Here is a 24882-nt window from a genome sequence, read left to right as displayed (position 1 = left end):
CGGCGGCACGGCCGGGAAGGCCGTGGGCACCGCCGGTGGCAAGGCCATCGGAGCCGCAGTGGGCAGCGCCATTCCCGTGGTGGGCACAGCCATCGGCCAGCAGGTCGGCGGCATGATCGGATCACAAGTAGGCGAGCAGGTCGGATCACAAATCGGCGGCTCCGTCGGCAAAGGCGTCGATCAAGGCATCAAAACCGTTCGCATGTCCCTCCAGGAGGAAGGTTACAAGCTCGGCGGCGGCATGGGCAAAGCCCTCAGCATGGGCAAAGGCATGAAAATGTGATTTCCACCAGACCCGATTTCTCCCACAACCCGCATCCCCTTTCACCATGGCCGAAGACGCACCCCAACAGCAGGAAGCGAACAAATTTGTCGCCTCAAAACCCGCCCAACCACAGCCGCAGCCGCAGAATGTGATCGGGGGGCATCGAAACCCGCCGCCACAACCGGCCCCGGGCTGGCAGAAGCCCGAAAGGCCAGCGGCGCCACCCCAAGTCGAAGGTTCCGCAGTCATCGGCAACCACAAGCAACCGCAGGCCGCGCCGCAGCAGGCCGCGCCGCAGCAGGACAACGCCGCACAGGGCCCTCAGGTCAACGCAGCAGGCGCGCCTGACATGAATGGTCAAAACCAGCAACAAGCGGGTCAGCAGCTCAATCCTGGCGAAAGGCTCAGGATGCAGGTCCAGCAGGTGATGGAGCAAGGCCACCAACTCGACCAACTGCCACCACACCAGCAACTCCAGCCGCAGGTGCTCCAGATGCGGCAGCAGCAGATCCAGATCATGCAGCAGCTCCAGCAGCAGATGCCACTGCCGCAAATGCAGCAGATGATGATGAACATGGTCCAGCAGCGCCAGCAGCAGCTTGTCCAGTTGCAGATGCAGAAACTGGATCAGCTCAACCTCCAGATTCAGCAGATGGAGCAACTGCCCATGGAGCAGCAGCTCGACGACCAGCAGCAGCAGCAGAAGTTTCAGATGTACCAGGAGCTGCAACAGCTCCAGCAAATGGGCATGCCACAGCCCCTGCATAACGCGGCACAGCAGCAGGCAGGCCGCCTGATGCAGATGCATCAAAACCAGCAGGCTTTCCAACAAGGACAGGGTCAAGGTCAGGGACAGCAACAGCAAAACCTCGCGGATGTGCCGCCGCCGGCAAACGCCCCTTCAGTCAATGCTCACAACCCCGTCCATCAGCCGCCCCCGGAGGCTCCCGCCGTGGAAGAGCAGGCACCCGAGGGCAAAAACATCGCCGCCAGCATCGGCAAAGGCATCGGAAAACGAGTCGGAGCCGCCATCGGCGGCGCGATCGCAGGGGGCAAGGGCAAAACCGTCGGCCAGGCCCTCGGCCGTGGCGTCGGTGATGTCGCTGGCAAAGTGGGCGGAGTGGCCGTGGACAAGGCGCTCGATCACGCCCGCGGCATCGGTAGCGGCGTCGGAGCCGGCATCGGTGGAGCCATCGGCAGTGCGCTGGGAGGCAAAGGTGCCCAGAAAGCCGGAGCCGCCATCGGCAAGGCCATCGGCAAAGCCGTCGGTTCCGGCCTGCAAAGCGTGCGCGAGGAGATGGCGAAGAAAGGCATGAAGCTCGGCGAGAAGCCCGCCGGAGGAAAACACGGCCACGGCGTCAAGTAAGGCCCTGGACACGTCATCGAAACAGGAGGCCCTTTCCATTTCCCACCCGCACACCACAGGGTGGGAATAGGAATCGGTGGAGACGGAGCCAAGACAAAACAATCCCCTCGGCGTGCTCTACCTCTGTCCATCACCGGTTCGCCATGTCAGCAAACCGGTCGTTCATCTGCCGCAAGCGCTTCGACAGACACGTCGCGATGCGGCTCACCAGCCGGTAGGCCACCTTCGGGTTTGCGGCGAAGAGATTGTCCAGGCTGTCACGGGTGATCAGCCAGACTTCGGACTCCGCCACTGACTTCACCAAGGCGCTGGCGGGTCCAGGATCGAACACGCTGACTTCACCGAGCGAATCGCCCGCCTCCAGCACCGCCACGCTCAGATCGGGGCCTTCGACATCCTGGAACACCTCCAGCCGGCCTTTCAGCACGAGGTAAAGGTGGTCATTGTCGTCACCTTGACGGATGACGACGTCACCCGGTTGGAAAGTTCGTGAGTCACCAAACGAGGCGAGTTGCTGAAGTTCCTGGGCGGAGAAATTGGCGAGGAGGGGAGTGAGGGAAGGCATGGGGGATGACGTTTGAACGATGGAACTCAGGCTTTCAGCTTGCTGCCGACCGCCTTGGCTGCGTCTCGGATCTTGCTGTGCACGACCTGCCCCACCTTGCCGCGGCCGAGCTGCTTGAGACCTGGGTCATTCTTCTCCATGCTTGCAATCTCTGCTTTGAGATTCTCGATGGTGTTCGGAATCTGCGGGTTCTGAAAATCCTTCGTTCCCTGCCGGCTGCTCATTGCGGCGCCGATGGCGGCCTCCCCCTCCAGGCGTTCCATTTCTTTGAGCGCTTCCTGCATGCTTTTGTAGAGTTCGACTTTTTCGGGAGCCACATCACCGAGCTTTTGCTCCTTTCCTTTGTTCTCAAGTTTATTGCCAACTGCATTCTTGAGCCGATTGGCACCGGATGCCAGGCTGTCCCGGACGCTGGCGAAGCGGGATTTCTTTCCCGCGCCGTCAACGGCTGCTCCCTGCTGCGGCGCTTCTGGCTGTTGCGCCACCCCCTGCTGCGGTGCTTCTGGCTGTTGCTCCTCCCCCTGCTGCGGTGCTTCTGGCTGTTGCGCCGCCTGCCGCTGTATTCGCCTCTCCTTCGCAGCTTCTTGATTTGCTAGATGCTGTTCGCGAAGACCCGATGTGGCCTTTTTGAGCTGGGCTGCTGCCGGACTGAGGGTCAGCGGTTGCTGCTCGCCGTGCTGCTGCAGTGCCGTTTCCAATGCATCATCACTTTCCGCGAGCGCCGCATAGATCGCTTGTGTGCGTTTCACATTTTGTTCTGTACGGAGTTGCGCCACGATGGGACCGGCTCCGCCGCCGGTGCCCTCGCCAGCGGGCGCGTTCACCTTGTTCGCATAGGACATCACAATCCCTGCCGCTTGCCTCGAAAACTGACCTTTCTGCTTTAGTTGTGGATCGTTCACGAGGCTTGCATCTGCAAGCAGTCCACATGTGTCCATGATTGCCGGCTGAGCATTGCGAAGCAGCAGAGTACTCGACAAGGCTGCATTCACGGCATCCGGTTGGTTGGCCTTCTGAGCAGGCTTCACGAGAGCCTGGAGAAACTGTTGATTATCAGGCGTCAGCTTGTCCATCTGAGTTTCCGTGGCTTTGATCACGGAACTCGCAAACTGCACATACTGCTCTTTGGCCTTCTGAATCGTTTCAGGCTTCCATCTATTATCGTTAGCTGGCGTTGACGGAGTGGGCACGCCGTGTTGTGCTACCGCAGGATCATCGAAGTTCACTTTGCTCACCTCCTCGAAGGCGACGTCCATTACGGCATTGTTGTATTCTCCGGCATAAGCCTTCATGTAATCCGCAGCAAAACGTGTGCGGGCGTTGTTTCCGCGTAAATACGTGTTTGGTTGATTCACCCTCTGCGCTTCCTGCATCTCCATTTCTGCAATGCCGTTGGCAACTAGTCTATAGACCTCCTGCTTTTCGGTTGGAGTTAGATCAGACGATTCAACCTGCTGGAAAAGCTCACTTCCGATAGAAGCGTCAGGAGCGACGGGATTATCATCTTTGTCAGGCTTGCTTTTTAACTGAGCGAGGATGTTCTCAGCAGCTTGGCGGACTTGTTCACTAGGCATAATGATTTGAGGCTGGGAGGTTGGTGTTAAAAACGTGTTTCACAGGTTCACTTCCACCAGTCCGGGATCTTCCCGGCACCATCCATGGCGGGGATGCGCAGCCTGATTTTGTTTTTGGACGGGTGGACGATCCAGGCGGTAGCGTCTGGCATCTTCATGAGCTCGCCGGGCTGCACCTCGTAGTCCCACTCCTTGTTGATGGTGGTGCTGCGATCCTTGCCGAGGAAGCCGGAGGAGGTGGATTTTTTCTTCTTCTCGATCTTGGCGATGAACTCGGCCACGGCCTGCGCTCCTTCGGGATCGGGCTGGCGGAAGGCGATGCGGGAGCGGCAGTTGAGGGTGAGCACCTGGGCCGTTTCTTTGCCGAGCACCGGAAAGAGGGAGGCATCACTCTGCATGCCGAGAATCAGGCAGCAGTTCGCGGCACGGAGACGGTCGATCACGTTATGGTCGGAAATGCCGTCCTCGCTGGCGGTGGCGAGCGCCTGGAACTCGTCCATCAGGGCGATGAGCAGGTTCTCGGTCTTGCGCTCCTTCTTCGGTTTGTCGAAGCGCATCATGGCATGCGTGTAAAAGAGCAGCTTCAGGTAGGTATTGATGTAGCGGCGTTCAGTCTGGAAGGTCTGCGGCATCGCGGTGCAGAAAACGCGGCCTTTGTCCACATCCTGGATGTCGATGGTGTTGGGTTCGTCAGAGCAGAACACCTCGGCGATGTCAGGATGCGTGAAAAAGCCCAGCATGACCTTCAGCGTGCCCACGAGGCCTTCCTTCTGCTCCGCAGCCTGGGCGCTGAGGAAGGTCTGGTCGAAGTATTTGGCCAGTTTAATGCGCTCTGGTGTGCTCTCCGCATCAAGCAGCTCGTTGAAAAGCTCCTCCATGTTCGACTTGTCCGTGAGGAACTCGTAGGCGCGGAGCACGTTCACCGGCTTGCCGAGGGTTTCGAGCAATTCGAAGGCGCTGGTGAGCGCCTGCTGCGCCGCCGGCTTGAAGAAGGAAGACTGCTCCCCCTCCGTGAGTGAGGCCCCGGTATCAACGAGGTTTTTCGCGTGCGTGGTGTAGGGCAGGCGTTTGTCAGAGACGAGGTTGTAGCGTTCCTTCGGCTGCCAGGTGCGGTCCATGCGATCTGGGCGCACGGCCAGCACACACACGGCCTCCGGCCTGCCGTGCCCGGTGAAGTGCTCCATGGCGAAGAAATGCTCATCCCCCTTCGCGCCCAGGATCAGGCCGCCCCAGTTCGGCCGGCTGACGCTGATTTGATGCAGCAGCGGATTGAAACCGGAGGTCGTCTTGCCAACCCCCGTGTCCCCCGTGATCAGCCAATGACGCGTGAACTCACCCGGCAGCCACTTGAGGTTCTTGTACTGGACAATGTAGTCCTTCGGAGAGAAATCCGGCTGCCATTTCAGCAGCACCATGGCCCCGAGCACGCAGATGAAGGCGACACCGCCCGTGACTTCATTGATGCGGTCGTATTGAAGCATGTACCAGACGCCAAAACCGGCGATTCCGACGGCGGTGAGGAATTTGAGGAAGGAAAACATGTGCGAATCTGCCTCCAAATAGCCCTTGGCTTGCAGAGTGTGACAAGGTGGCCGCTTGTTGTTCGATCCGGTTCCTTCCTGTCCTTTCGCTGCCGTCTGCAATGGTCACAAGCACCCGGTGGTGCCCATTCCAGGTCTTCTCCGTCACACTTTGCGGACCGCGCGGCTAACTCAGTGCACAAAATTGCCACCATGCCTGAAAAACTTCGCTTCGACCCCCAGGACACACTCTCCAGCCAGGATTTCTCCTTTCGTGAAAACACAGAGATGTCCGCCGCTCAGGCGAATGAAACCTTCATGGTGGATGCCCGCTTCAATCGCTCTCTCGGCAAGAACGGCGAGGCGCTGGGCTTTGCAAAAAAACAATTCTCCGACGATCCTCAGGTCGCCCAGGCACGGCAAAATGAGGCGGATCGTCTGCAAGACATCTACATGGATCTTGAACAAGAGCCCAAGGTCAAACAGTGGATCAAAGACCGGCACATCCTGGAGAACATCGACGCACAGATCACGGGCCATGAGAAGATGCTGCAGGAAGCAAAGGAGCAGCTCGAAGCCGCTCAAAACGCATCCCCTCCAGACGAAGCAGCCATCGATGCACACAGCGATGCGGTCGATTCACTAACCAAGCAACTGAACAAGCTAAAACACATCAGCGCCAATCCCGAGGAGGAAAAGCAGCGCTTGCTTGATGTCCGCAACAACACGCCGAGCATCCAGGAATACCAGAAGGTGAAGCGGCAGTTCAACGCCGCCATCAACCTGACCAACTCGATCGACAGTGTCGCTGAATCCAGCGCCGAGCTGTTCCAGGACAACAAAAGCATGCGCTCAGCCAAGCAGGGGGGAGATCGTCGCCTCCTGGCCCGCGCGGTCGCCTCGCATGAGGTGGACAAACTGCTCGAACTCAATGTCTGCGCCGAGGAAAAATTTGCCGTGGATGAGAAGGGGGTGCTCTACGGCGTCAGCGTTCAGTGCGATGGCGCAGGCGTACGTAGCGAGCACGGTGAAAATGACTACGGGGAACCAAACATCGCGTTCTTGGACACCGACTACTCCGCCCCGCAGGTGCAACACGGGGTTCATGACCTCGAGGTGCTCGACTACATCACCGGCCAGATCGACCGCCATGCCGGCAACATCTTTATCGCCCCATCCTCCGGCAAAGTCACTGGAATCGACAACGACCTGGCCTTCCCTGAAATAGACCGTGACGAGATGTTGCAGCGTTCGCCAGAGATGCAGGCCAAAGTAGTGCCCGGCATGCCCAAAATGATACACAAGGACACCGCCGCGAAAATCCTCGCCACAGACCCTGAGGAGTTGCGCAGGCAGTTGCAGGCTGTGCGCCCGCCGAATGGCGACCAGGGCCTGAGCGATGAGGAGATTGACGGCGCGGTGAAACGCCTTACCGACCTGCAGACCGCCATCCGGCTTGCTCAGGAAGGCGTGGGAGACATGGTCATAGTCGCCGAATTCAACCAGCAGACTTATCAGGCCGCCATCCAGAATCAGGAGAAAGCCGGAATCGAATCCGACGCCCCAAGCACCTCCTACATCGGTGCCATTGAGAAAGAGCGGCAGGCCACTTTGCACCTCATGCAGGACAAGAAAAACGCGTATCAAATGCGCAGCGATGAGAGCGTGAGCCAGGCCAAACTCAATCCCGAATACGCCGCCTACCAAGCAATGGATCCCGCCCAGCAGGAGCAATATCGTGCCAAGCAGGCAGAAGTGGACGAACTCGAGGTCAAACTGGCTGAAGTCCGCCAGGAGATGGCGAGAATGGAAGCGCCCGAAGGCAAAAGCCACTCAGCACGCAAACAAGCCGACGAAACTCGCAGGCAGCTCCTGCAAAGTGAAGCCGCGATCGTCCGGGAACTGAACTCCGGCCGGGACCAACTCCACCAGATGACCGGAACCGGCCAGGAAGCTCAGCAGCGACAGCCCCAGCCACAACCGGGAGAAGAAGCCCCAGGCAACGACGCCAATCCGCCCCAGGTGGAAAACCAGCCCATTCAACCTGATTCAGATATGCTCCCGAATGGCCCAAAAGCCCCGCCTGCTCCCATTGGTTGGAAGTCCCCCAACCTGATGTCTCCAGATGAGTTGGAGCAATACCGACAAGAGGCCAAAGCCATCGCGGACAAGCCCACCGGCGACATGAACCCGGCAGAGCTGGCTGAGCGCAAAAGAGCGATCATGGCCAAACTCCCCCCCTTTGAGGACAAGCTGTCTGACTTGATGGAGATTCCCGAATTCGTCGAATTGGATGCCGAAGGGATCGATCAGTTCATCCTCGAAAACCTGCCGGGGCAAGCCATCATGAAGGATGTGGCAGAGGGCGATGAATTCGCCCCCCGCCAATACGCGATGGACATGTTCCCGCCCGGTAGCGACCATCAGGCAAAGCGGGCCGCCGTGGAGGCGCGCTTGACCCAGATTTTGGTTCTCAAGCCGCTTCAGAAGGAGATCGAGCGGGTCAAGGCGGAGCTCGCAGAGCTGGAGCAAACGCCCGGCATCGAGGCTGGGGACGAACGCATCGAGGCCAAGAAGGAGCAACTTGGCGAGCTTTACCAGGACCTGTCACAATGTGAGCTGCGCCTCGAAGCCAACAAGGAGGCCATGAATCGCGCGGCACGCAAGTATCGTGTCGCCCCGGCGAAGGCGGAGGCCAAAGCAGAGGCGGAAGCCCTCAAGGAGAAGGAAAAAGCCCCCGCCCGGGTGACCACGAACGACAAGCCCGAACAACTCCAGCAGGAAAATCTGGAGCTCTACAGAAAGCCCAAGCTGATAGACGCAAGTGTGCTGGTGATGGAGGGCATGCAGTTGGATCAACCGGGTTATCGTCCACTGCATTCGAGCCCTCACGCCATCGCTGAAGCCTACAGATCGGAGTTTAAGTCGCGCCTCACTCGGAAACGAAACAATCAGCCCGAGAACCTGCCAGAAGAGGTCCAAGGTGAGTTGCAGGACGAACTGGCGCAGGATGCGAAGCTAAATGCGCTGGTTCAAGAAACGGCGGCCCTGATGCAGCCGGTGATCGATCAGTTGAACGTGCTCCAGATGCAGCGGGCGGAGCTCAACAACAAGCTCGACCAAAAGCGCGAGGATCTCGTCAAACAACTCGCGGAGAACCCGTCCTTGATTGAAGACGCCGCAGTGCGGGCGAAAGCGGAGGGAGCCAAAGCTGAACTCCTGCAAGCGGAGGAGATCATCCAGCAATGCGACAACCAACTGGCTGGTCTGGAAAATCCGGATGAACAGACGACGGCTGCGGCGATTCAGCAGCACGGCAGCGTTGAAGCAGCCAAGGAACATTACAAGAAAGAGAAAAAGGAAGCCGTCCAAAAGAAGGGAGCCGCCGAGGGGCAGCTCTACCCAGCCATCAATGCTGCAGTCGGACCTCTCGTTGAAAAGGACCCTGAAACGCTTTCCATCAAGGCTCAGATCGCGGAGCTCAAGGGCCAGCAGGAAGCTCTCATCCAGCAATACAAGGAAGAGAAAACGGCCGAAGCTCAAGCCATCCGGGAAAAGAGGCCAGATCAGCGTGTCGCTGTGGGAACCGAGGTGAAAGACGCCATGGAGCCAGGCAACCAGATGGCACCGGACAGCGACCGAAAAGGTGGCATCAAACCCTCAGCTCGTTCCGAGGCGAATCCCGGCACTCCTCTCAAGCTTCAGGAAGAGGAGTTGCGGAGAAACATCGATCAGGTGCCCTACCAGCAATACCAGGCCAACGTGGCCATGGCCGCCCGCGAATTCAAAATGCGGCCGGAGATCATCCCAGATCCCGCCAACAGGGAAAAAGGCATCGCTCTGAAACAGCAGATAGCCAAATTGGAGGCAGAGCAAGCTCGATACGAAAAGGAGTTGGGAAAACTTCAACAAGGCAAGGTTGGTGCCCGGCTACGCAGCATGGCCAGCGGTGCCACAAAAGAGTCCTACGCACAAAAGCAAGCAGCGGTGAAGGAGCAGCTCGAACAGTTGGAGAAGGAGCTTGATGACCTGGCCCAGGACGCTGTCTCAGTTTCCATCAAACAAGACCTGCTGAACGCGGTCAAGCCGCCGACGCAGGTGAAAGTGAGTCAACAAGGCGCGGCTCAATCGCATGAGGCCGTTTCCGTCAACCAGCCTGGCCAGCCGGGTCAAGAACTGGCGGACAACGTACCAAACTCTCCCGCCCCGCCGCCACCGGACCAGGAAATGTCCAAAAAGCCAAAGACCAAGATCAGTGCCAAGGCCAAGGATGCAGGAGATGGCATGCCGGTGGCCCCGCCGCTGGTAGAGAACCCGCCCCTCCAACCAAATCAGGATTTGCTCGCCAAGGCCCCTAAATACCCAGCGCCGCCGCCGCCGGAAGACGAGGCGTCATTGGCGCCCAAGACCAGCATGACTGACGAACAGATCGACAAAGCGATCAACGATCACTTCCCTCACAACCAGGTGGCCGCAGACCTGCAGGAAGGCAACAGGCCCAACTATCGCGACATAGCCGGCAAAATCTCAGGCGCGGTGAAACCTTCCAACATGGCAGACCGTCAGGCGATCGAGGTGCGCCTGATCGAAAAGCGCGAAATCGAGCCGCTACGGGCGGAGATCGAGCGGTTGGAGGGAGAACTCGAAGCTCTCGAGAAATCGCCCGGCATCGAACCTGGGGACGAACGTGTCGAAGCCAAGAAAGCCCAGCTTAACGAGCTCTATGAGGACCTCGACAACTGGGAAGTACGTGTCGAGACACTGAAGAGAGGCATGGCCGTGGACGACCGCAAAAACAGGCTCGCAGCCCTCAATGAGGAGCTTGATGCGGAGAAGCAAGCCCTCGAAGGCGTGGAAAAGGTGGACAAAGTCCATTTCGCGGAAGACCTCGACGAACCAGCCGCTGAACGCCATCAAGCCCGGCTGCAAGCCGCGTCCGGTTTTGCTGCGGCGTCGCTGGCCAAATCAGAGATCAAACGCGAGTTCACAGCCCAGGACATCAAAGCCGCGATCAAGAAAGGCTTCGGTGACAAGTATGATGTGGCGTATGGCGGCCCCGGTGAAGACCTGGACGGGTTGGTTGATGAATGGAAGCCTGTCATCGACAAGGTGAACCTCCTCCAGAAGGAAATCCGGCAACTGGACGAAGCCCACGATCAAATGTTGATCCAAAAGTGTGGCGATTTTGAACAAGACCCATCCCGTATCGAGAATGGCGAGCAACGCGAGCGTGTTGAAAAGGCGAAGCTCGGCTATCAACAGGCGGACGAGCGCATCCAGCATTGCGACAAGCGGATCGCAGCACTCAAAAACCCCGGGCCACTGGAGCGGGCCAAGGCAGTGATGCAGCATGGCAGCCTCGAAAAGGCGCGTGAACACTACCAGAACGAGAAACGGGAAGCCACCAAACAGCGCAATGACTCGAAAAGAAATCTCGACGATGGCCTGATGAACGCTGCCCGTGATGTCGTCAACCAGGGGGCTGAAGCGAAGGCGCTGGTCGGCCAGATGGAAAATCTGAAACAAGAACAGAAGGCCGTTCTTCAGGAATTCGGCCAGCAAAAGATGGCCGGGGCGGAAGAGCTTCTGTCTCAATTGATCGACCATGCGAACAGCCTCAATCAAAGCCAGCCAATGGTTGACGGGAAGGATTTGAAAAGCGGCCTCAAAGCATCGGCATCTGTCGAGACAAACAAAGACACCCTCTCCAGGGCCGCAGATCGTGCCCAACGCGACCACCGCCTCAAACCGACAGTACAAGAGCAACTCAACCACGGTGCTGGCGAGCAACCGGCCAAGCACGACGCCGCGCCGGGTTCGCTGCGCGCAAATTGGAAATCACCCGTCAAACAAGTTCCGGCCAAGAAAGTCAACGCGCCCGTCATCGGCAAACATTGATCGTATCCCGGCTCAAACACGCCATCCACCGCCCACCATGAGCAGACCAACGAAGATCCTCGTCGCAGTATCCGTGCTCGCCATCGGAGCCTTCCTCGCCTCGAAGGTGATGTTCACGACACCGCCCAATACCGACGAAGAGGCCATGAGCCGCCCTATTCCTCCGGAAGTGCATGGAAAAGGCGATTATTCGCCGGTTTCCATCGCGCGTGACCAGTGCAGGAAGCTGACGAATGCGATCCGGACCTTCCATGCGAAGCGTGGCATGCGGCCACTGCCTGAAGGAACGCCCGCCGATGAAAAGCGTGTCTTTGTGGTGGATGCGGCCATGCTTGAAGCGCTCAATGGCAGCCAGAAAAGCCTCAACGAGGCCGGCGTAAACTACCTCAGCGGGGCTGGTCTCACCCAAGCCTTGAGTCCTGGGAAGTTTTATGTGGCTTTTGACTTCGATGGCGACGGCAGCATCAGCGACCCGTCCGCCCCGGACAAATCCGTGTCACAGGACATTCTTGTGTGGAACTCGGGCGAGGATGGGAAGCCCGAAACGTGGGCCGACAACGCCTACGCCTGGCAGAAGCAGTAAAACCCAGCCCCAACCCGCCATTTTCCCATCATGCCCTCCTCCGACTCCCAAATGGACAGCGATCTGGCGCCCGAGAAGCAATCAAGGCTCAAAACCAAACCCATGGGGCAGGAATACCAGGAAGGGGAGAAGAACAGCGCCGCGCAAAAGGTGAACGTGAAGGGACAGGAGGTGGAAGCGCATGAGAAGGACTGGCTGCGAAAGAAAACGGACGCTAATCGGGCCCAGCAAGGTCAGGAACCTGCCACTGACGAATCCTGGCGGGAAGGATCCGCGACCACCCAATACATGAACGAGGAGCAGCGGGAGGAACACCGCATGCACTTGCGGCCCGGTCGCGATGCCACCGGTGCGGAGAACATGCGACTGAGCGGCCCGGAGGTCAAAAAAGGCGCTGAACACATCTTTGCCATGGATGGTGAAGGCCAGGTCTTCATCAAGGAGAGCCAGGCGGCCACCAGCCAGACAGACTCCACAGGCCGGCAGGTGCATGTGCATCACTCCAGCTTCCTTGCGGGCGAGAAAGTGGCTGGCGCTGGTGAGCTGATCGTGGACAAGCAGGGCTTCATCAACGAGGTGAGCGACCGCAGCGGCCACTACCAGCCCGGCGAGGCGGAAAGCAAGCAGGCGCTCGACGAACTCGAGAAACAAGGCGTCAACATGGACAACGTGAAGTTTTCCATGAACCGCGGCGAGGGCAAAACAACGGGCATGGCGAATGAATTCCGCCAGGGGGGTGAAAAAGTCTTCAAAGCCCGCCGCACCATGACAGATGAGATCAAGCACATGGGTGAGAGCGTGAAGGAAAAACTGGATCACGATGCCTCGCGCCGGGCCACGCGTGTGCGCAAAGCTGGAGAATATCTCAAGGACGGGCGGGACCATCTCGAAATCACCCAGGCCGCCGCCGAGCATGCCGAAAAGGATGCGAAGAAGCTCAAACGGGAGTTCAAAACCGAGCTCGGTGACCAGCTTGATGACCAGCAACGCATCGCCAGGGCCAAAAAGGCTGAGAGCGTCCGCTCAGCCCTGGGGAATCCCGCCGGGAACAAACCGGCTCCGCCAGCGCAATACAGCGTGAGCGGTCATCTGAAGTGATCTGAACCCCGACCAATGCTCCGGAAACCGCCTGTGCCGACGGCTTGCGACCGGGCACGTCACAGTGCATCTTGGCGCGGCTAATCAGTCCTACTTCACTTCCCATGTCGTCTCCTGAGAACTTCGACCAGACCATCAAAGTCAACGCGCCCGGCAGCGGCACGATGGTCTTCAACCGCTACAAGCTGGATCGCATCATCGGCCGTGGTGGCATGGGCGTGGTGTGGCTGGCGATGGACACGAAGCTGGAGCGAGAGGTGGCGCTGAAGTTCCTGCCGAACCTCGTCGGCCTGGACCAGGCGGCGGTGAAGGAGCTGAAGACGGAAACCCGCCGCGGACTCGATCTTTCCCACCCGCACATCATCCGCATCTATGACTTCGTGGATGATGACGATTCCGCCGCGATCTCGATGGAGTTTGTGGAAGGGCAGACGCTGTCCGACCTGCGCATGACACGCGATCCCGTCGTGTTTTCGGCCGAGGAACTCGCGGACATCCTGCCCGGCGTGTGTGACGCGCTCGATTATGCCCACTTTCAGCGGAAGATCGTTCATCGCGACCTCAAACCGGCCAACATCATGGTCACCAAGAAGGATCGCGTGGCCAAGATCGCGGACTTCGGCATCTCCCGCAGCATTTCGGACACGATGAGCCGGCTTTCGATGTCGCAGATGGGCATCAGCGGCACCCTGCCCTATATGAGTCCCCAGCAGGCGATGGGAGACCGTCCGTCACCGGCGGATGACATCTACTCACTGGGAGCGACCATTTACGAGCTGCTCTCCGGCAAGCCGCCGTTCTTCCGCGGCGACATCGCCACGCAGATCACCTCCAAGATTCCCGCCAGGATGGAAGAGCGCCGCGAGGAACTCGAAATCAAGGCGAGCGACCGCATTCCGAAGGAGTGGGAGGAGGTGATCGCAGCCTGCCTGCACAAAGATCCGTCGCTGCGCCCGCCGAGCGCAGGGAAACTGCTCGAACTGCTCGGCCTCAAGGGCGGAACGTCAGCGGTGACACAGGCTTACTCACCCACGGCGAAAGTGGCGGGAGCATCGAAAGCCCCCCGTGGACGAACGCCGATCTACGCAGCCGCAGCGGCCCTGGTCGTGCTGGGAGCCGGAGCTGCGATGTATTTGAAGCCAGACTCCAAGCCGGCAATCGCCGAACAGGGACCAAAGCCCGCACCGCAACCGGTCATCGCTGAGGAAAAGACGGCCGTCACCGCGGCACCCGCGCCGGCAAAGCCCGAAACGCCCGTGCCGGCAGTCGCCGCAACTCCGCCACCTGCGCCAGCAGTTGTTCCGCAAACTCCCACAGCGGCTCCAGCATCCGTTTCAGTCGTCACAGCAGCACCAACGAGCCCGGCTGCCATGCCAACGGTCGTCGCAGCGCCGTCGGCGGCACCTGCGCAGACTGCTGGCACACCAACTGTGGCGCTGCCAGCGTCCAGCCAGACTGCCGCGGCACCCACCGTCGCCGCAGCTCCGGCGACGCCGCCGAATCCTGGGATGATTCAGCCGCCGGTCACGGAGCCTCCGAACGGGAGCTGGCCCTTCGAGATGTTGTTCCCCACCCCACCCCAAGCCACCTACTCTGAAAGTGGACGCCGCAAGCTTCTCTACAAGGTTCAGGGCTTGCTGAAGGAAAAACAGCTCTACAGTTCGACGCAGGACGGCAAGGAAGGCAAAGGCACCCACAATGCCATCATCCTCTTCCAGGCCAAAAACAGCCTGGTGCCGAACGGATTGCTCGATGGCCCGACACTCACTGCGATGGCGCTGATGGAGGAACCGGATGACCTCGAATGGCGTTCGCCACCTCCTGCGGTGGGCTCTGGCGGCTTCACGCGGAAAAAAATCGTCAAAGAAGATCCCAATTTCATCCAGCGTGCCGGAAAATCGATCGGTCGCTTCTTCAACCGGGACGACGACTGACGCGCCAACGAATCATCGTCTCGCACCAGTCACGCGAGCAGTCGGCTTGCCCCCGTCGCAGTGCTCAGAATGCGGACTTGATCACAGATCTTCCGGCCTTTGCAGGAGATCCGCCACGCGTTTGAGCAGGCGGCCAGCGCCACCGCCATCCAGGACCCGGTGATCGAAGCTCAGAGTGAGTTCCGCCTCTGTGACGGGAATGAACTGGTTCACCTCATCACTCCAATGCGGCACTTTGCTGCCGGCACCGAGGCCCAGCACGAGATTCTGCTCGGGAAGCGGGATGGGCGTGGCCCAGACGATGCCGAAGGTGCCAAAATTGGTGACAGTGGCGATTCCGGGGCGGTTCACATCACTCGGCAGGCGGCGGGCGCGGGCTTGCTCGACAAGTTTGTTGTAGGTCATCACCAGTTTGGCTAGCGGCGTCTTCTCGACCTCCCGCAACGTCGGCACCATGACGCCGTCTTCGACTTCAACGGCAAATCCGATGTCGATGGCACGCGGATGCACGATGCGGCTGCCGATGAGACGGCCGGCAACGGCGGTGTTTTCCGCCAGCGCCAGCGCCAGAGCGCGGATGACGTAAAGCGCGGGACCGGGTTTCGGATCGGCCTTTCTGCGATGCGCCAGCAAGGCGTCGAGCATGACGGGGCTGCCCACGGTGGCGAGCGGCCGCGTCCAGCTACGGCGCATCGAATCCGCCACCGCGATGCGCATGGGCGAGGCCGGAGTCATGCGATGCTGCTCCAGTGCACGCAGGAAGGCCTCGAAATCCTCAACGGTGACGCGGCCGCCGGCTCCCGTGCCAGGAACGCCCGCGAGGTCGGCAGCATTGAGCCCGAGTTCGAGCATGCGGGCACGCATTCGAGGGGAAATGTAACTGGCCCCGGTGGCGCCGGCGGGCACCGGCAGAGCGCCGCTGACCACTGGCTCGACCGTGGGCTGACGAGTGGAGATCACGTCGTCATCGCTGATCTGGAAATGAAGATTCTCCACCACATCCGCAGCATTGCCGGCGTGGGAGGAAAGGGACGGTTTGGGCGAATCACTGAAGCCCAACGCCTGCGCATCCTCCTCGGAAATCTCGAAGGAGGCCAGCGTGGCGCCCACGGCATAGCTCGTCTGCGGTGTGGCGACGATCTGGCCGATTTTTCCCGCGCAGGGAGCCGAAACGGCCATGGTGGCCTTGTTCGTCTCGACCTCGAACAGATCGCTGCCGGCCTCGATCTGGCGTCCCGGCTCGACCAGAATGCGAATGACGGTGGCTTCGGCGATGGATTCGCCCAGCTGGGGCATCAAAATGGGAATGGAGGGCATTGCGGAAGGACGAATGAAGAGTGACGAATGCCGGAATCAATAGCGCAGGAGGCGGCGGAGCGCGGCGGCGATGGTGGCGATGGTCGGGCGGTGCGCCTTCCACAGGTTCGGATGGTATGGAATGGGCGTGTCCTTGGAATTCAGGCGCATGGGCGGCGCGTCCAGCAGATGGAAGCCCTCACTGGCGACGCGGGCGATGATTTCCGCCGTGACGCCGCCCCATGGAAAGGCCTCGCCGACTGCGAGCAAACGTCCGGTGCGCGCCACGGAGGCCAGGATGGTGTCGGTGTCCATCGGCTTCACCGACCGCAGATCGACCACCTCGATGGAGTAACCGTCGAGCTGGAGCTCCTCGGCGGCACGCAGCGCCTCGTGAACCATGGCGCTGTAGGTCACGATGGTGGCGTGGCGTCCGGGCCGGGCGATGCGGGCCTTGCCGATCGGCAGGGTGCGAGTGCCGATCTCGTCCGCCTTGAGGTGGTAATAAAGAAACTTGTGCTCGCAGTAGATGACGGGGTCGTTGATCGCGATGCTGTCGAGCAGCATCCAGTAGGCATCCTCCACCGTGGCAGGCGTGACGATCACGAGGCCGGGATAGTGGGCGTAGATCGCCTCCATCGACTGGCTGTGGAAGGGGCCGCTGCCTGCGGTGCCGCCCGAAGGCATGCGGATCGTGATGGGACAGGGCGTGCTCGTGCGCCAATAGAGGGTGGCGGCTTGATTGACGATCTGGTTGAATCCGACGGAGGAGAAATCCGCGAACTGCATCTCCACGATCGGACGCGCTCCTTCGACCGCCGCGCCGACGGCCATGCCGACCATGGCGTCCTCGCTGATGGGGGAGTCAAACACGCGGCCGGGAAATTCCTTGTTGAGGTTCTTCGTGGCCTTGAACGCGCCGCCGAAGCTGCCGATGTCCTGTCCGTACAGGAAGACCGAAGGGTTGTTGCGCAGGGCCTCGTACTGCGCCTCGCGAATGGCCTCAAGATAAGTGATGCTCATGCCTCGTGGTGGCCCTCCGCAAGCTCCTCGCTGGAAAGCGCCTGCCATTTTTCCTTGAAGGGATCGGGGGTCGCTTCCTTGGAAACTTTGGCGACGGCCTGATCCACCTTGCCGCGTGCCTCGGTGAAGAGGTCTTTGAGTTCGTTTTCGTTCATCCAGCCTTCATCGATGATGCGCCGCTCCGCGGCAGGAAGGCAATCGACGGAGGACGGTCCCTTCCTCGCTGTTTCGGGGATGTAGGAGGCGTCATCGTGCTCACCATGCCCGGAGAGGCGCAGGAGATGGCCCACGACCATCTGCGGCCCTTCTCCGTTCCGCGCCCGCTTAACGGCGGCGTCAAAGGCTTCCAGGCACTGGCCCAGGTCGGTGGCATCCACGGCCACACCCTGCACCCCGTAGCCTTTCGCCCGGTCCACGAGATCCACGCAGGCATACTGACGGCAATTCGGCGTGGAGTAGGCGTATTGATTGTTCGCGACGCTGATCACCAGCGGCAGCTTTTCGACAGCAGCCATGTTCAGGCCTTCATGAAACGCACCTGTGGATGTCCCGCCATCACCGATGCTGGTGGCTCCGACACTGTCATGCAGCGTTCCTGCCAGCCTGCGGGCGAACAATCCGCCCGCCACCACTGAAACAAGGCTTCCCAAGTGGCTGATCATCGCCATCAAGCCTTCCTTGGGCCTGCCACGATGGATGTTGCCATCCCGGCCGCGCATCGGCCCCGTCACCGCCCCGAGATACGTGCGGACAGCATCGAGGAGCGACTCACCAAAGGCGATCCGCCCGGCCTGATCGCGAATCAGCGGCCCGTAGATGTCCCGGCCCTTACGCAATTGGATCCCAAGCGCGGCACTGAACGCCTCCTGCCCCTTCCCCAGATACACGCCGCCCACAATCCTGCCGCCAGCCCGGTAAAGAGAGCCCAGCTTCTCTTCCAGCACCCGCGACAAAAGCATGTGCCGGTGAGCCAGAAGAAATTGATCCCGAAAGGCGACCGTCTGGTCCCCTTCAGTGCTGTTGGTTGCTAGCGCAGTTGCCACGGGGCATACGAAGTACCTAGCGCGGCAGTTTCGTCAACCGCCTCACATGGCTGAATGCTGTCCATAAAGCGATATTTGGTCCCGAAACTGGCATTCGATCCGCTTCCCCACAGAATTGAATTTTTTGAGATTCCCAGTGACTTTGAACGAGCTGTAAAATAATATTCTTGAAATTTCAATAATGGAGCCGAAATTTTATAAAGTAATCTGAATTTTTTAGAAATCCATGGAATCGCTCCTCGCTTCTGTCACCACCGATCCTGCGTTCGCCGACTTCCACGTCCTAAGCTACGGCAGCCTGGTCCTCCCCAATCATCCGATCCGCTTCGGTTTCCAGGTCGATTTGGTTCCTGCCGACTGTCCGAAGAGCATCCTCTTTGGCCTTGTCAGCCGTGATCCGGTCAATGGCGGGGCACCTACGACCACCGGCTTTGCCGTGAAGGTCGATTTGGAATCCCGCGAGGTCTGGGATGCGCTGAACGGCAGCGGGCTCGTGGGCTGGGTGGAGCACCCCCTCGGCCTCGCAGGTTTTACCGACGAGGAACCTCTCTTGCTCGGCTGGGAGATCGAATTCCACGGGCATGCCTTGATCCCGAAGCTGGTGGTCGGAGCCCAGCAGTGGCTCTATCCGGCGATTCAATGCCCGCAGTCCATCGTCATGGAATCCTTGGTTGGTTGGGCTGGGGAGTGGGAGTCCGATGCGCGGGAGGTCTTCCTGCATCCAGCACTGTGGCGCGAACACATCCCCGTTCTCACCACGACCGAGCCAGAAACGCTCGCAGCCGCCTGAAAAAAGCTCCGGCTTGAATCCGGCCGCTTTTCCCGTTACCAGCGGGAAACATGAAGAACACGGAAAGTCGCATCCTTATCACCGGCGGGGCCGGATTCATCGGCAGCGCCCTCGTCTGGGAGCTGAACCGCCGTGGCTGCGAAAACATCGTCGTCTGCGACCGCCTCAGCACAGACGAGAAATGGAAGAACCTCGTTCCGCTGCGCTTTGCCGATTACATCGACGGCAACGACCTCCTCCAGGCCGTGCAGCATTCGCCTGCGAAACTCGGACGCTTTGACCACGTCCTGCATCTCGGTGCCTGCTCCGCCACCACGGAACGCGATGCGGACTACCTCATGCGGAACAACTACGAGTTCACCAAGCAGCTCTGCCAGTGGTCGCTCGCGAATCAGACGCGCTTTGTCTATGCCTCCTCCGCCGCCACCTATGGCGATGGAGCCCACGGCATGAACGACCAGGACCCGGACATTCACAAGCTGCGCCCGCTAAACATGTACGGCTACTCGAAGCACCTCTTCGACCTCCACGCGAAGCGTGAGGGCTGGCTGCCGAAGATCGTCGGGCTCAAGTACTTCAACGTCTATGGCCCCAACGAGGACCACAAGGCCGACATGCGCAGCCTCGTGCACAAGGCCTGCGGTCAAATCCTCGCCACCGGCAAGGTGCAGCTCTTCAAATCCCACCGCCCCGATTACAAGCACGGCGAGCAGATGCGCGACTTCCTCTACGTGAAGGACGCCATCCGCATGACGCTCCACCTCGCCGAAACCCACAGCGCAGGCGGTCTTTTCAATCTCGGCTCCGGCAAAGCCCACACCTGGGTCGAGCTCGCCACCGCCATCTTCACCGCGCTCGGCAAAGAGCCCGTCATCGAGTTCATCGACATGCCGGAGCACCTGCAATCGAAGTATCAATACTACACCTGCGCCGACATCGCCAAACTCCGCGCCTCCGGCTTCACCCAGGAAATCACCGCGCTCACCGAAGCCGTGCGTGATTACGTCCAAGGCTACCTCGTGCCGGACAAGCGGCTTGGCGATGAGCCTGTGGCCTAACGCCCCAGGTTCAGCACCAATCTGAAGCGGCCAACGGTGCCTACCCTACTTCCCGCCGCGCTCAAGATTCTATCCTTGCCAAACCCCTGCCTTTTTCGTAGCAAAGCCGGGTAACGCCAGCTTAAGCCTCCCAGCCATGAGTGATCCCGCCACACCGACTCCACGCACCACCGGCGGCAATGCCCGCTGGGAGCCGCCTTCACCCGCCGAGCTTCAGGAGCAGATGCCGGGCTACACGATTGAAAAACTCCTCGGCCGTGGCGGCATGGGCGCGGTTTACAAAGGCGTTCAAAGCAATCTTGACCGCCCCGTCGCCATCAAGATTTTACCTCCCGGTGTCGAGCAGGAAGACCCCAGCTTTGCCGAACGCTTCAAGAACGAGGCCCGGCTGATGGCTCGCTTAATCAATCCGGCGGTGGTCAGTGTACACGACTTTGGCCTCACCACCGGCGGCCTGCTCTACTTCGCCATGGAGTATGTGAATGGCACCGATGTCTCGCAGATGATTCGCAGCCAAGGAAAGCTGCCGCCGGAGCACGCGCTGGCCATCACCGCGCATGTGTGTGACGCGCTCAGCGCCGCGCATGAGCTGGGCATAGTCCACCGCGACATCAAACCGGCCAATGTGCTCATCAACAGGAAGGGCCAGGTCAAGGTCGCCGACTTCGGATTGGCGAAGATCGAAGAGCCCGGCACGCATGGCCTCACGAAGACCGGTTACGCCATGGGCACGCCCGACTTCGTCGCGCCCGAGGTGCTCATGCTCGGCTCGCACATTGATGGCCGCGCTGACCTTTATGCCGTGGGTGTCATGCTCTATCAGATGCTCACCGGCGAGGTGCCGCGCGGCGCCTTCAAGCCCGCCACCGCCCGCCTGCCCGGCCTCGATCCGCGTTTTGATCCCATCATCCTCAAGGCCATGCAGAGCGACCGCGAGGAGCGCTATCAAAGCAGCACTGAACTGCGGCGTGACCTGGATGTGATCCTCACCGTGCCCTTGGTGCCGACCTCCGCCATCCCCGCCGCGCAAGTCGCACAAACACCCGCGCAACGCAGCGCGGTTCAGAAGAGGAGTGCGGACGCCCCCGTCCGCTCCACACCCAAAGCGGGTGAGGGCACCCGCGCTCACCTCCCGCCCAAGAAATCCTCCGCCCCGCTCCTGCTTGGCCTTGGGGCTGTCGTCGCCCTTGGCATTGGCGCGTTTGTGATGATGAGCGGCAGCGAGAAGGAAAAACAAAGTGGTCCACTCAGTCCTCTGAGCGGAACGAGCGGTTCCAGCACATCAGAAACCTCAAAATCTAAGCCCATCGCGACCGGACAAACAATCACACCTGCGGATGCATCCTCTCAAGCCAGCCCCTTACCGACAACAAAGCCCGGCAATCCTCCTCCTGCCACGCCACCAGCACAGACTGTCTCTAGCCCGATGGCAGTTTCCAATTGGCAGCGCGTTGAAAGCACCGAGGCGAGATGGAAGAAGTCCGGCTTAGAGGTGAAGGACGGCTGGCTGTCCTTTTTAACCTCTCCAGGCGAGTCACAAAAAGCATTGGTGATCTCAAGCGACATCATAGGCCCCCCCCCGCGTGACGTGGCCGTGCGCATTCGTTTCCGCAAAGAGAAAGCCGGGAATGTCTCCCTGCATTGCCGTTACGACACAGCCAAGCCGATGCCGGAGGCCATTCTCTGGGACGACGGACGATTCCAATTGAGGAATCAGAACACCCCCTTGGGTCCAGTGGTTGACGTGAAGGAAGTTAAACTGGCAAAACCCGCCGTCGGAGAGGAGGGAATCCTCGAACTCGCCGTCATCGGTCAAAGAGTGATCGCTCGCCTGAACTCATCCACCGTGCTCGAACGCGAGGTGCCCGGCATGATCCCACGCGGCCCCTTCGGGGTGCGCGCCGGGGGACAATGGATCAAAGATGTGGAATACCTGAACCTCGACGGTGTGGCCGATCCGCTCAAGGAACTCGGCTGGAACCTCCCGGCCACAAGTCCAGGCAGCACTGCGCCAGTCGCCGTCACTCCTGCGCCTGCCGCTCCGCCGAAGCCATCCGTTCCGTCACCAGCAGCAGCGACCACAACACCTGCCTCCCCATCTCCGAGTCTCCCAGTCTCCTCTTCTCCCCCTCCTGTCACCACCATGGCTGCCGCCACGCCCGCCAGCGCCCTCGACCAGCGCCTCGCCGCGCTCGATTCCAGCTTTCAGTCTGCCGTGGAGCGAGATGCCAACACAGCGTTCAAGGCCAGCATGGCCGCTTTAGATAAGCTCTACCTCAGTGCGCTCGACCGCGCCCTGGCCGCCGCCTCCCAAGGCGGGAAGCTGGAAGAAGCGCTCGCCCTGCGGGAAGAGAAGCAGCGCATCGAGAAAAACGAGGGCGTGCCGTCCGAGGTGGACGAGAGTACACTAGCACCCGGCAAGGTGCCCGACACGCTCAAGACCCTGCGCAAGACCTACCGCAGCACCACCGCCCAGCACGAGGCCACGAAGGCCAAGGCCATGCAGCCGCTCTACGACAAGTACGACCAGGCCCTCGCCGCCGTGCAGACCGAACTGACCCAGGCCCAGAAGCTCGACGACGCCATGCGCGTGAAGACCGTGCGCGAGCAGATCGCGGCGACGCGGGGTGGTGGATTGCCAACGCCATCAGTGCCTGGTCTTGCAGCGACCCCTCCAGATTCCGCGCCAAAAGCTTCCTCCAGCGGCCAACCCGCCCTCGACCCATTCGATCCTCTTTTGGATTACTCCCGTCTCCCTCGGTGGCATCAAGATGCGATGAAAGAAGGCGGGAAGCTTCGTGTCTGGGGTTATTGGGATGGGCAAAAAATTGAGGAGCGCAGTCTTCTTCGTCCTTTTTCAGAGAGTGATTACACCCGCGTGGTGGCAGACACAGGGGATCCTGGTGTTCTTTTGGGAGTGAGAAAAAGAGGGGCTGGAAAACGAATCCTGCTGGAAAATCGAGCTACACCAGCGGCCGAATACAAAAAAGTGCAGGCCATCGAATCGCACAGCAAGTGGTGGCTTGCAGACAACTTTCTTCATCGTCACCAGCGTAGAGGAAGCGAGTTGGAACTTGATGAAGGGGCGTTGCTCTCAGGCATAGGAGACGCTCACTTCATACAAAGAAAGAATAGAGAATGGACCGCAGGAGGCTATCAATGGACAAACAAACCGAACGACAATCAAATTGAGTCAGCTCTCAATCCGCTTCTCATCGCGCTAAAGAAAGGTGAAACCACTCTGATTACTGCCACCGCAAATGATGTATTTTGGATCACCAAGGACAATAAGTACCGTGAGTTTTTCGTGAACCTCAGGCCCGGCTCGGTGAAAGAAGCAGCCACTACGACCAATCCAAGCGAGCCAATGGTGAAGTTAATTCATGGAGGCGCTAAGTATGGCTGGCTCGCACTTGGCAAGAGTGGAGCCGTCTATGCGCGGAATCCAAATGCGTTTGCAAAGCCACTGGATGATCTGCCGCCAGCCCTAACGCTAAAAAACAGCGGCGGCCAGATTGCGATCCGCAAGACTGATGGCAACTGGCACGGAATCGGACCTGACGCTGAAATGAACGAGGTCATTTCTCAAGCGGGACCGGCCATTGATCTCGATATTTCTGTGTACGAAGGCAACAAAAGAAAAATGGTGGTTTGGATCGAGTCGAAATCCACACTGCGCCCAACGAACACACCGACCAGCACGACCAAGCCCGCCGCTCCTACTCCCACGCCAACAGCCGCCCCGGTTCCTGCGCCCGCCACAGCCGCCAAGAGCGACTTCACCAACAGCCTCGGCATGAAGTTCGTCAAAGTCCCCGGCGCCCAGGTGCTCTTCTGCATCCACGAGACACGGAAGGGCGATTACGCGAAGTATGCGGCGGAGACGCCGGGCGTGGATGACAAGTGGAAGGATCAGACAACCAAAGAGGGACTGAAAGTCAGTGAGGCGGACAATCATCCCGTGGTGGCCGTGGATTGGAATGATGCACGTGCTTTCTGTGCATGGCTGAGCGGTAAAGAAGGTCGGATCTACCGTCTGCCAAAAGATCGGGAGTGGAGCTATGCCGCTGGTATCGGGAAAGATGAAAATCCTGGCACCGCCCCCAAAGATCTTGGCCAGGGCATTCGAAATGAATATCCGTGGGGTTCGAAGTATCCACCGTTGACGGGTGTGGGCAATTATGCTGACATGACATACCGTGGCATGTTTCCTTCCAGCAAAGTGATCGAAGATTACACCGATGGCTGCATTTCCACGGCTCCGGTGATGTGTTTCAAGCCGAACAAGCTGGGCATCTATGATCTGGGCGGGAACGTCTGGGAGTTTTGCGAAGACCTGTTTGATCAAACTCAAAGAGTAACACGGGGTGCCTCTTGGAAGTGGTATGGGGCTGACGTTCTACTCTCTTCATTTCGTGGCCCTTCGCCGCCTAACAATCGCGCTAATGACCTCGGCTTCCGCATCGTCCTGGAAACCACCGAGTAGCCGTCGGTGGCTGCGCTCCACAGCACACATCGCCACGCACGCCCCCCCGGTCACGTCGCTGACAGCCGTCGGTCGTGCGGATGACACCCTGGCAAGGCCAGCCTTCAGGTCTTTCAGTCGGCTCCCTGATCATTCTTGGCGGCGAAAACGGCGAATTTTGCGCGGTTGACTGATTTTCAACTGGTTGCGTGCAGGCCGCCGCTGGAAGCGCGCGCACTTCCGGCAGAACCACGCGCGCTACCGGAGGAAACTCGCGTTCTTCCGGCGGAACCACGCGCGCTCCCGGAAGAAAATCGCGTTCTTCCGGCGGAACCACGCGCGCTACCGGAAGAAACTCGCGTTCTTCCAGCGGAACCACGCGCGCCACCGGAGGAAACTCGAGC

The 24882-nt window shown here is 59.9% G+C and carries 15 protein-coding genes and 1 pseudogene; 9 read left to right on the top strand and 7 right to left on the bottom strand.

Annotation, left to right across the window (positions count from 1 at the left end):
• A pseudogene (locus IAE77_RS05485) lies at nt 1-283 on the top strand (hypothetical protein); the annotation flags it as partial.
• Between the two features lie 94 nt (nt 284-377).
• Here the strand turns inward: IAE77_RS05485 and IAE77_RS05480 are convergent.
• On the bottom strand, nt 378-1109 hold the full coding sequence (locus IAE77_RS05480; protein WP_294222993.1) for a hypothetical protein: 732 nt from the start codon (nt 1107-1109) through the stop codon (nt 378-380).
• Nucleotides 1110-1217: 108 nt separating this feature from the next.
• Between IAE77_RS05480 and IAE77_RS05475 the strand changes: the two genes are divergently transcribed.
• Nucleotides 1218-1631: a hypothetical protein gene (locus IAE77_RS05475; protein ID WP_294222990.1), complete on the top strand. Its 414-nt coding sequence runs from the start codon at nt 1218-1220 to the stop codon at nt 1629-1631.
• Between the two features lie 130 nt (nt 1632-1761).
• On the opposite strand, the gene IAE77_RS05470 is transcribed toward IAE77_RS05475, so the two are convergent.
• From IAE77_RS05470 to IAE77_RS05460, 3 genes are read right to left on the bottom strand one after another with little or no spacing between them, the layout of a single operon-like run.
• Nucleotides 1762-2196 carry a cyclic nucleotide-binding domain-containing protein gene (locus tag IAE77_RS05470; protein WP_294222987.1) on the bottom strand — a complete coding sequence of 145 codons (435 nt, stop codon included), beginning with the start codon at nt 2194-2196 and terminating at the stop codon, nt 1762-1764.
• Nucleotides 2197-2222: 26 nt separating this feature from the next.
• Nucleotides 2223-3770, bottom strand: a complete 1548-nt coding sequence (locus tag IAE77_RS05465) for a hypothetical protein (RefSeq protein WP_294222985.1) — start codon at nt 3768-3770, stop codon at nt 2223-2225.
• Between the two features lie 47 nt (nt 3771-3817).
• Nucleotides 3818-5311 (bottom strand): type IV secretion system DNA-binding domain-containing protein, encoded by a 1494-nt coding sequence (locus IAE77_RS05460; RefSeq protein ID WP_294222982.1) that lies wholly within the window; start codon nt 5309-5311, stop codon nt 3818-3820.
• 39 nt (nt 5312-5350) lie between these two features.
• On the opposite strand from IAE77_RS05460, the gene IAE77_RS05455 reads away from it, so the two are divergent.
• From IAE77_RS05455 to IAE77_RS05440, 4 genes are all read left to right on the top strand, one after another.
• Nucleotides 5351-11188, top strand: a complete 5838-nt coding sequence (locus tag IAE77_RS05455) for a hypothetical protein (protein WP_294222999.1) — start codon at nt 5351-5353, stop codon at nt 11186-11188.
• A gap of 37 nt (nt 11189-11225) precedes the next feature.
• Nucleotides 11226-11771 carry a hypothetical protein gene (locus IAE77_RS05450; RefSeq protein WP_294222980.1) on the top strand — a complete coding sequence of 182 codons (546 nt, stop codon included), beginning with the start codon at nt 11226-11228 and terminating at the stop codon, nt 11769-11771.
• Between the two features lie 30 nt (nt 11772-11801).
• Nucleotides 11802-12869: a hypothetical protein gene (locus tag IAE77_RS05445; RefSeq protein ID WP_294222976.1), complete on the top strand. Its 1068-nt coding sequence runs from the start codon at nt 11802-11804 to the stop codon at nt 12867-12869.
• Between the two features lie 104 nt (nt 12870-12973).
• On the top strand, nt 12974-14803 hold the full coding sequence (locus IAE77_RS05440) for a serine/threonine-protein kinase (RefSeq protein ID WP_294222974.1): 1830 nt from the start codon (nt 12974-12976) through the stop codon (nt 14801-14803).
• Nucleotides 14804-14884: 81 nt separating this feature from the next.
• Here IAE77_RS05440 and IAE77_RS05435 read toward each other — a convergent pair whose 3' ends face one another.
• Genes IAE77_RS05435 through IAE77_RS05425 form a run of 3 tightly spaced genes read right to left on the bottom strand, consistent with a single transcriptional unit; the run spans nt 14885 to nt 18081 of the window.
• Entirely contained in the window at nt 14885-16120 is a 1236-nt protein-coding gene (locus IAE77_RS05435) for a dihydrolipoamide acetyltransferase family protein (RefSeq protein ID WP_294222971.1), read from the bottom strand.
• Between the two features lie 36 nt (nt 16121-16156).
• The gene (locus IAE77_RS05430; RefSeq protein ID WP_294222968.1) at nt 16157-17122 is read right to left on the bottom strand and encodes an alpha-ketoacid dehydrogenase subunit beta; all 966 of its coding nucleotides are present in this window, start codon (nt 17120-17122) and stop codon (nt 16157-16159) included.
• Nucleotides 17119-18081, bottom strand: a complete 963-nt coding sequence (locus tag IAE77_RS05425) for a thiamine pyrophosphate-dependent dehydrogenase E1 component subunit alpha (RefSeq protein WP_294222965.1) — start codon at nt 18079-18081, stop codon at nt 17119-17121. The genes IAE77_RS05430 and IAE77_RS05425 overlap by 4 nt, the downstream gene beginning before the upstream one ends.
• A gap of 310 nt (nt 18082-18391) precedes the next feature.
• Here IAE77_RS05425 and IAE77_RS05420 point away from each other — a divergent pair, with 310 nt between their 5' ends.
• The 3 genes from IAE77_RS05420 (at nt 18392) to IAE77_RS05410 (ending at nt 24499) form a co-directional block, all read left to right on the top strand.
• Nucleotides 18392-18955, top strand: coding sequence for a hypothetical protein (locus tag IAE77_RS05420; RefSeq protein WP_294222962.1), 564 nt, complete (start codon nt 18392-18394; stop codon nt 18953-18955).
• A gap of 50 nt (nt 18956-19005) precedes the next feature.
• Nucleotides 19006-20013 (top strand): ADP-glyceromanno-heptose 6-epimerase, encoded by a 1008-nt coding sequence (gene rfaD, locus IAE77_RS05415; RefSeq protein WP_294222958.1) that lies wholly within the window; start codon nt 19006-19008, stop codon nt 20011-20013.
• 136 nt (nt 20014-20149) lie between these two features.
• A complete protein-coding gene (locus tag IAE77_RS05410) occupies nt 20150-24499 on the top strand; it encodes a bifunctional serine/threonine-protein kinase/formylglycine-generating enzyme family protein (protein WP_345780961.1) in 4350 nt (1449 codons plus the stop codon).
• Nucleotides 24500-24882: the final 383 nt, after the last annotated feature.

Source organism: Prosthecobacter sp. (assembly GCF_014879935.1).
Taxonomy (GTDB): domain Bacteria; phylum Verrucomicrobiota; class Verrucomicrobiia; order Verrucomicrobiales; family Verrucomicrobiaceae; genus Prosthecobacter.
This window is presented reverse-complemented; position numbering and strand designations above follow the sequence as displayed.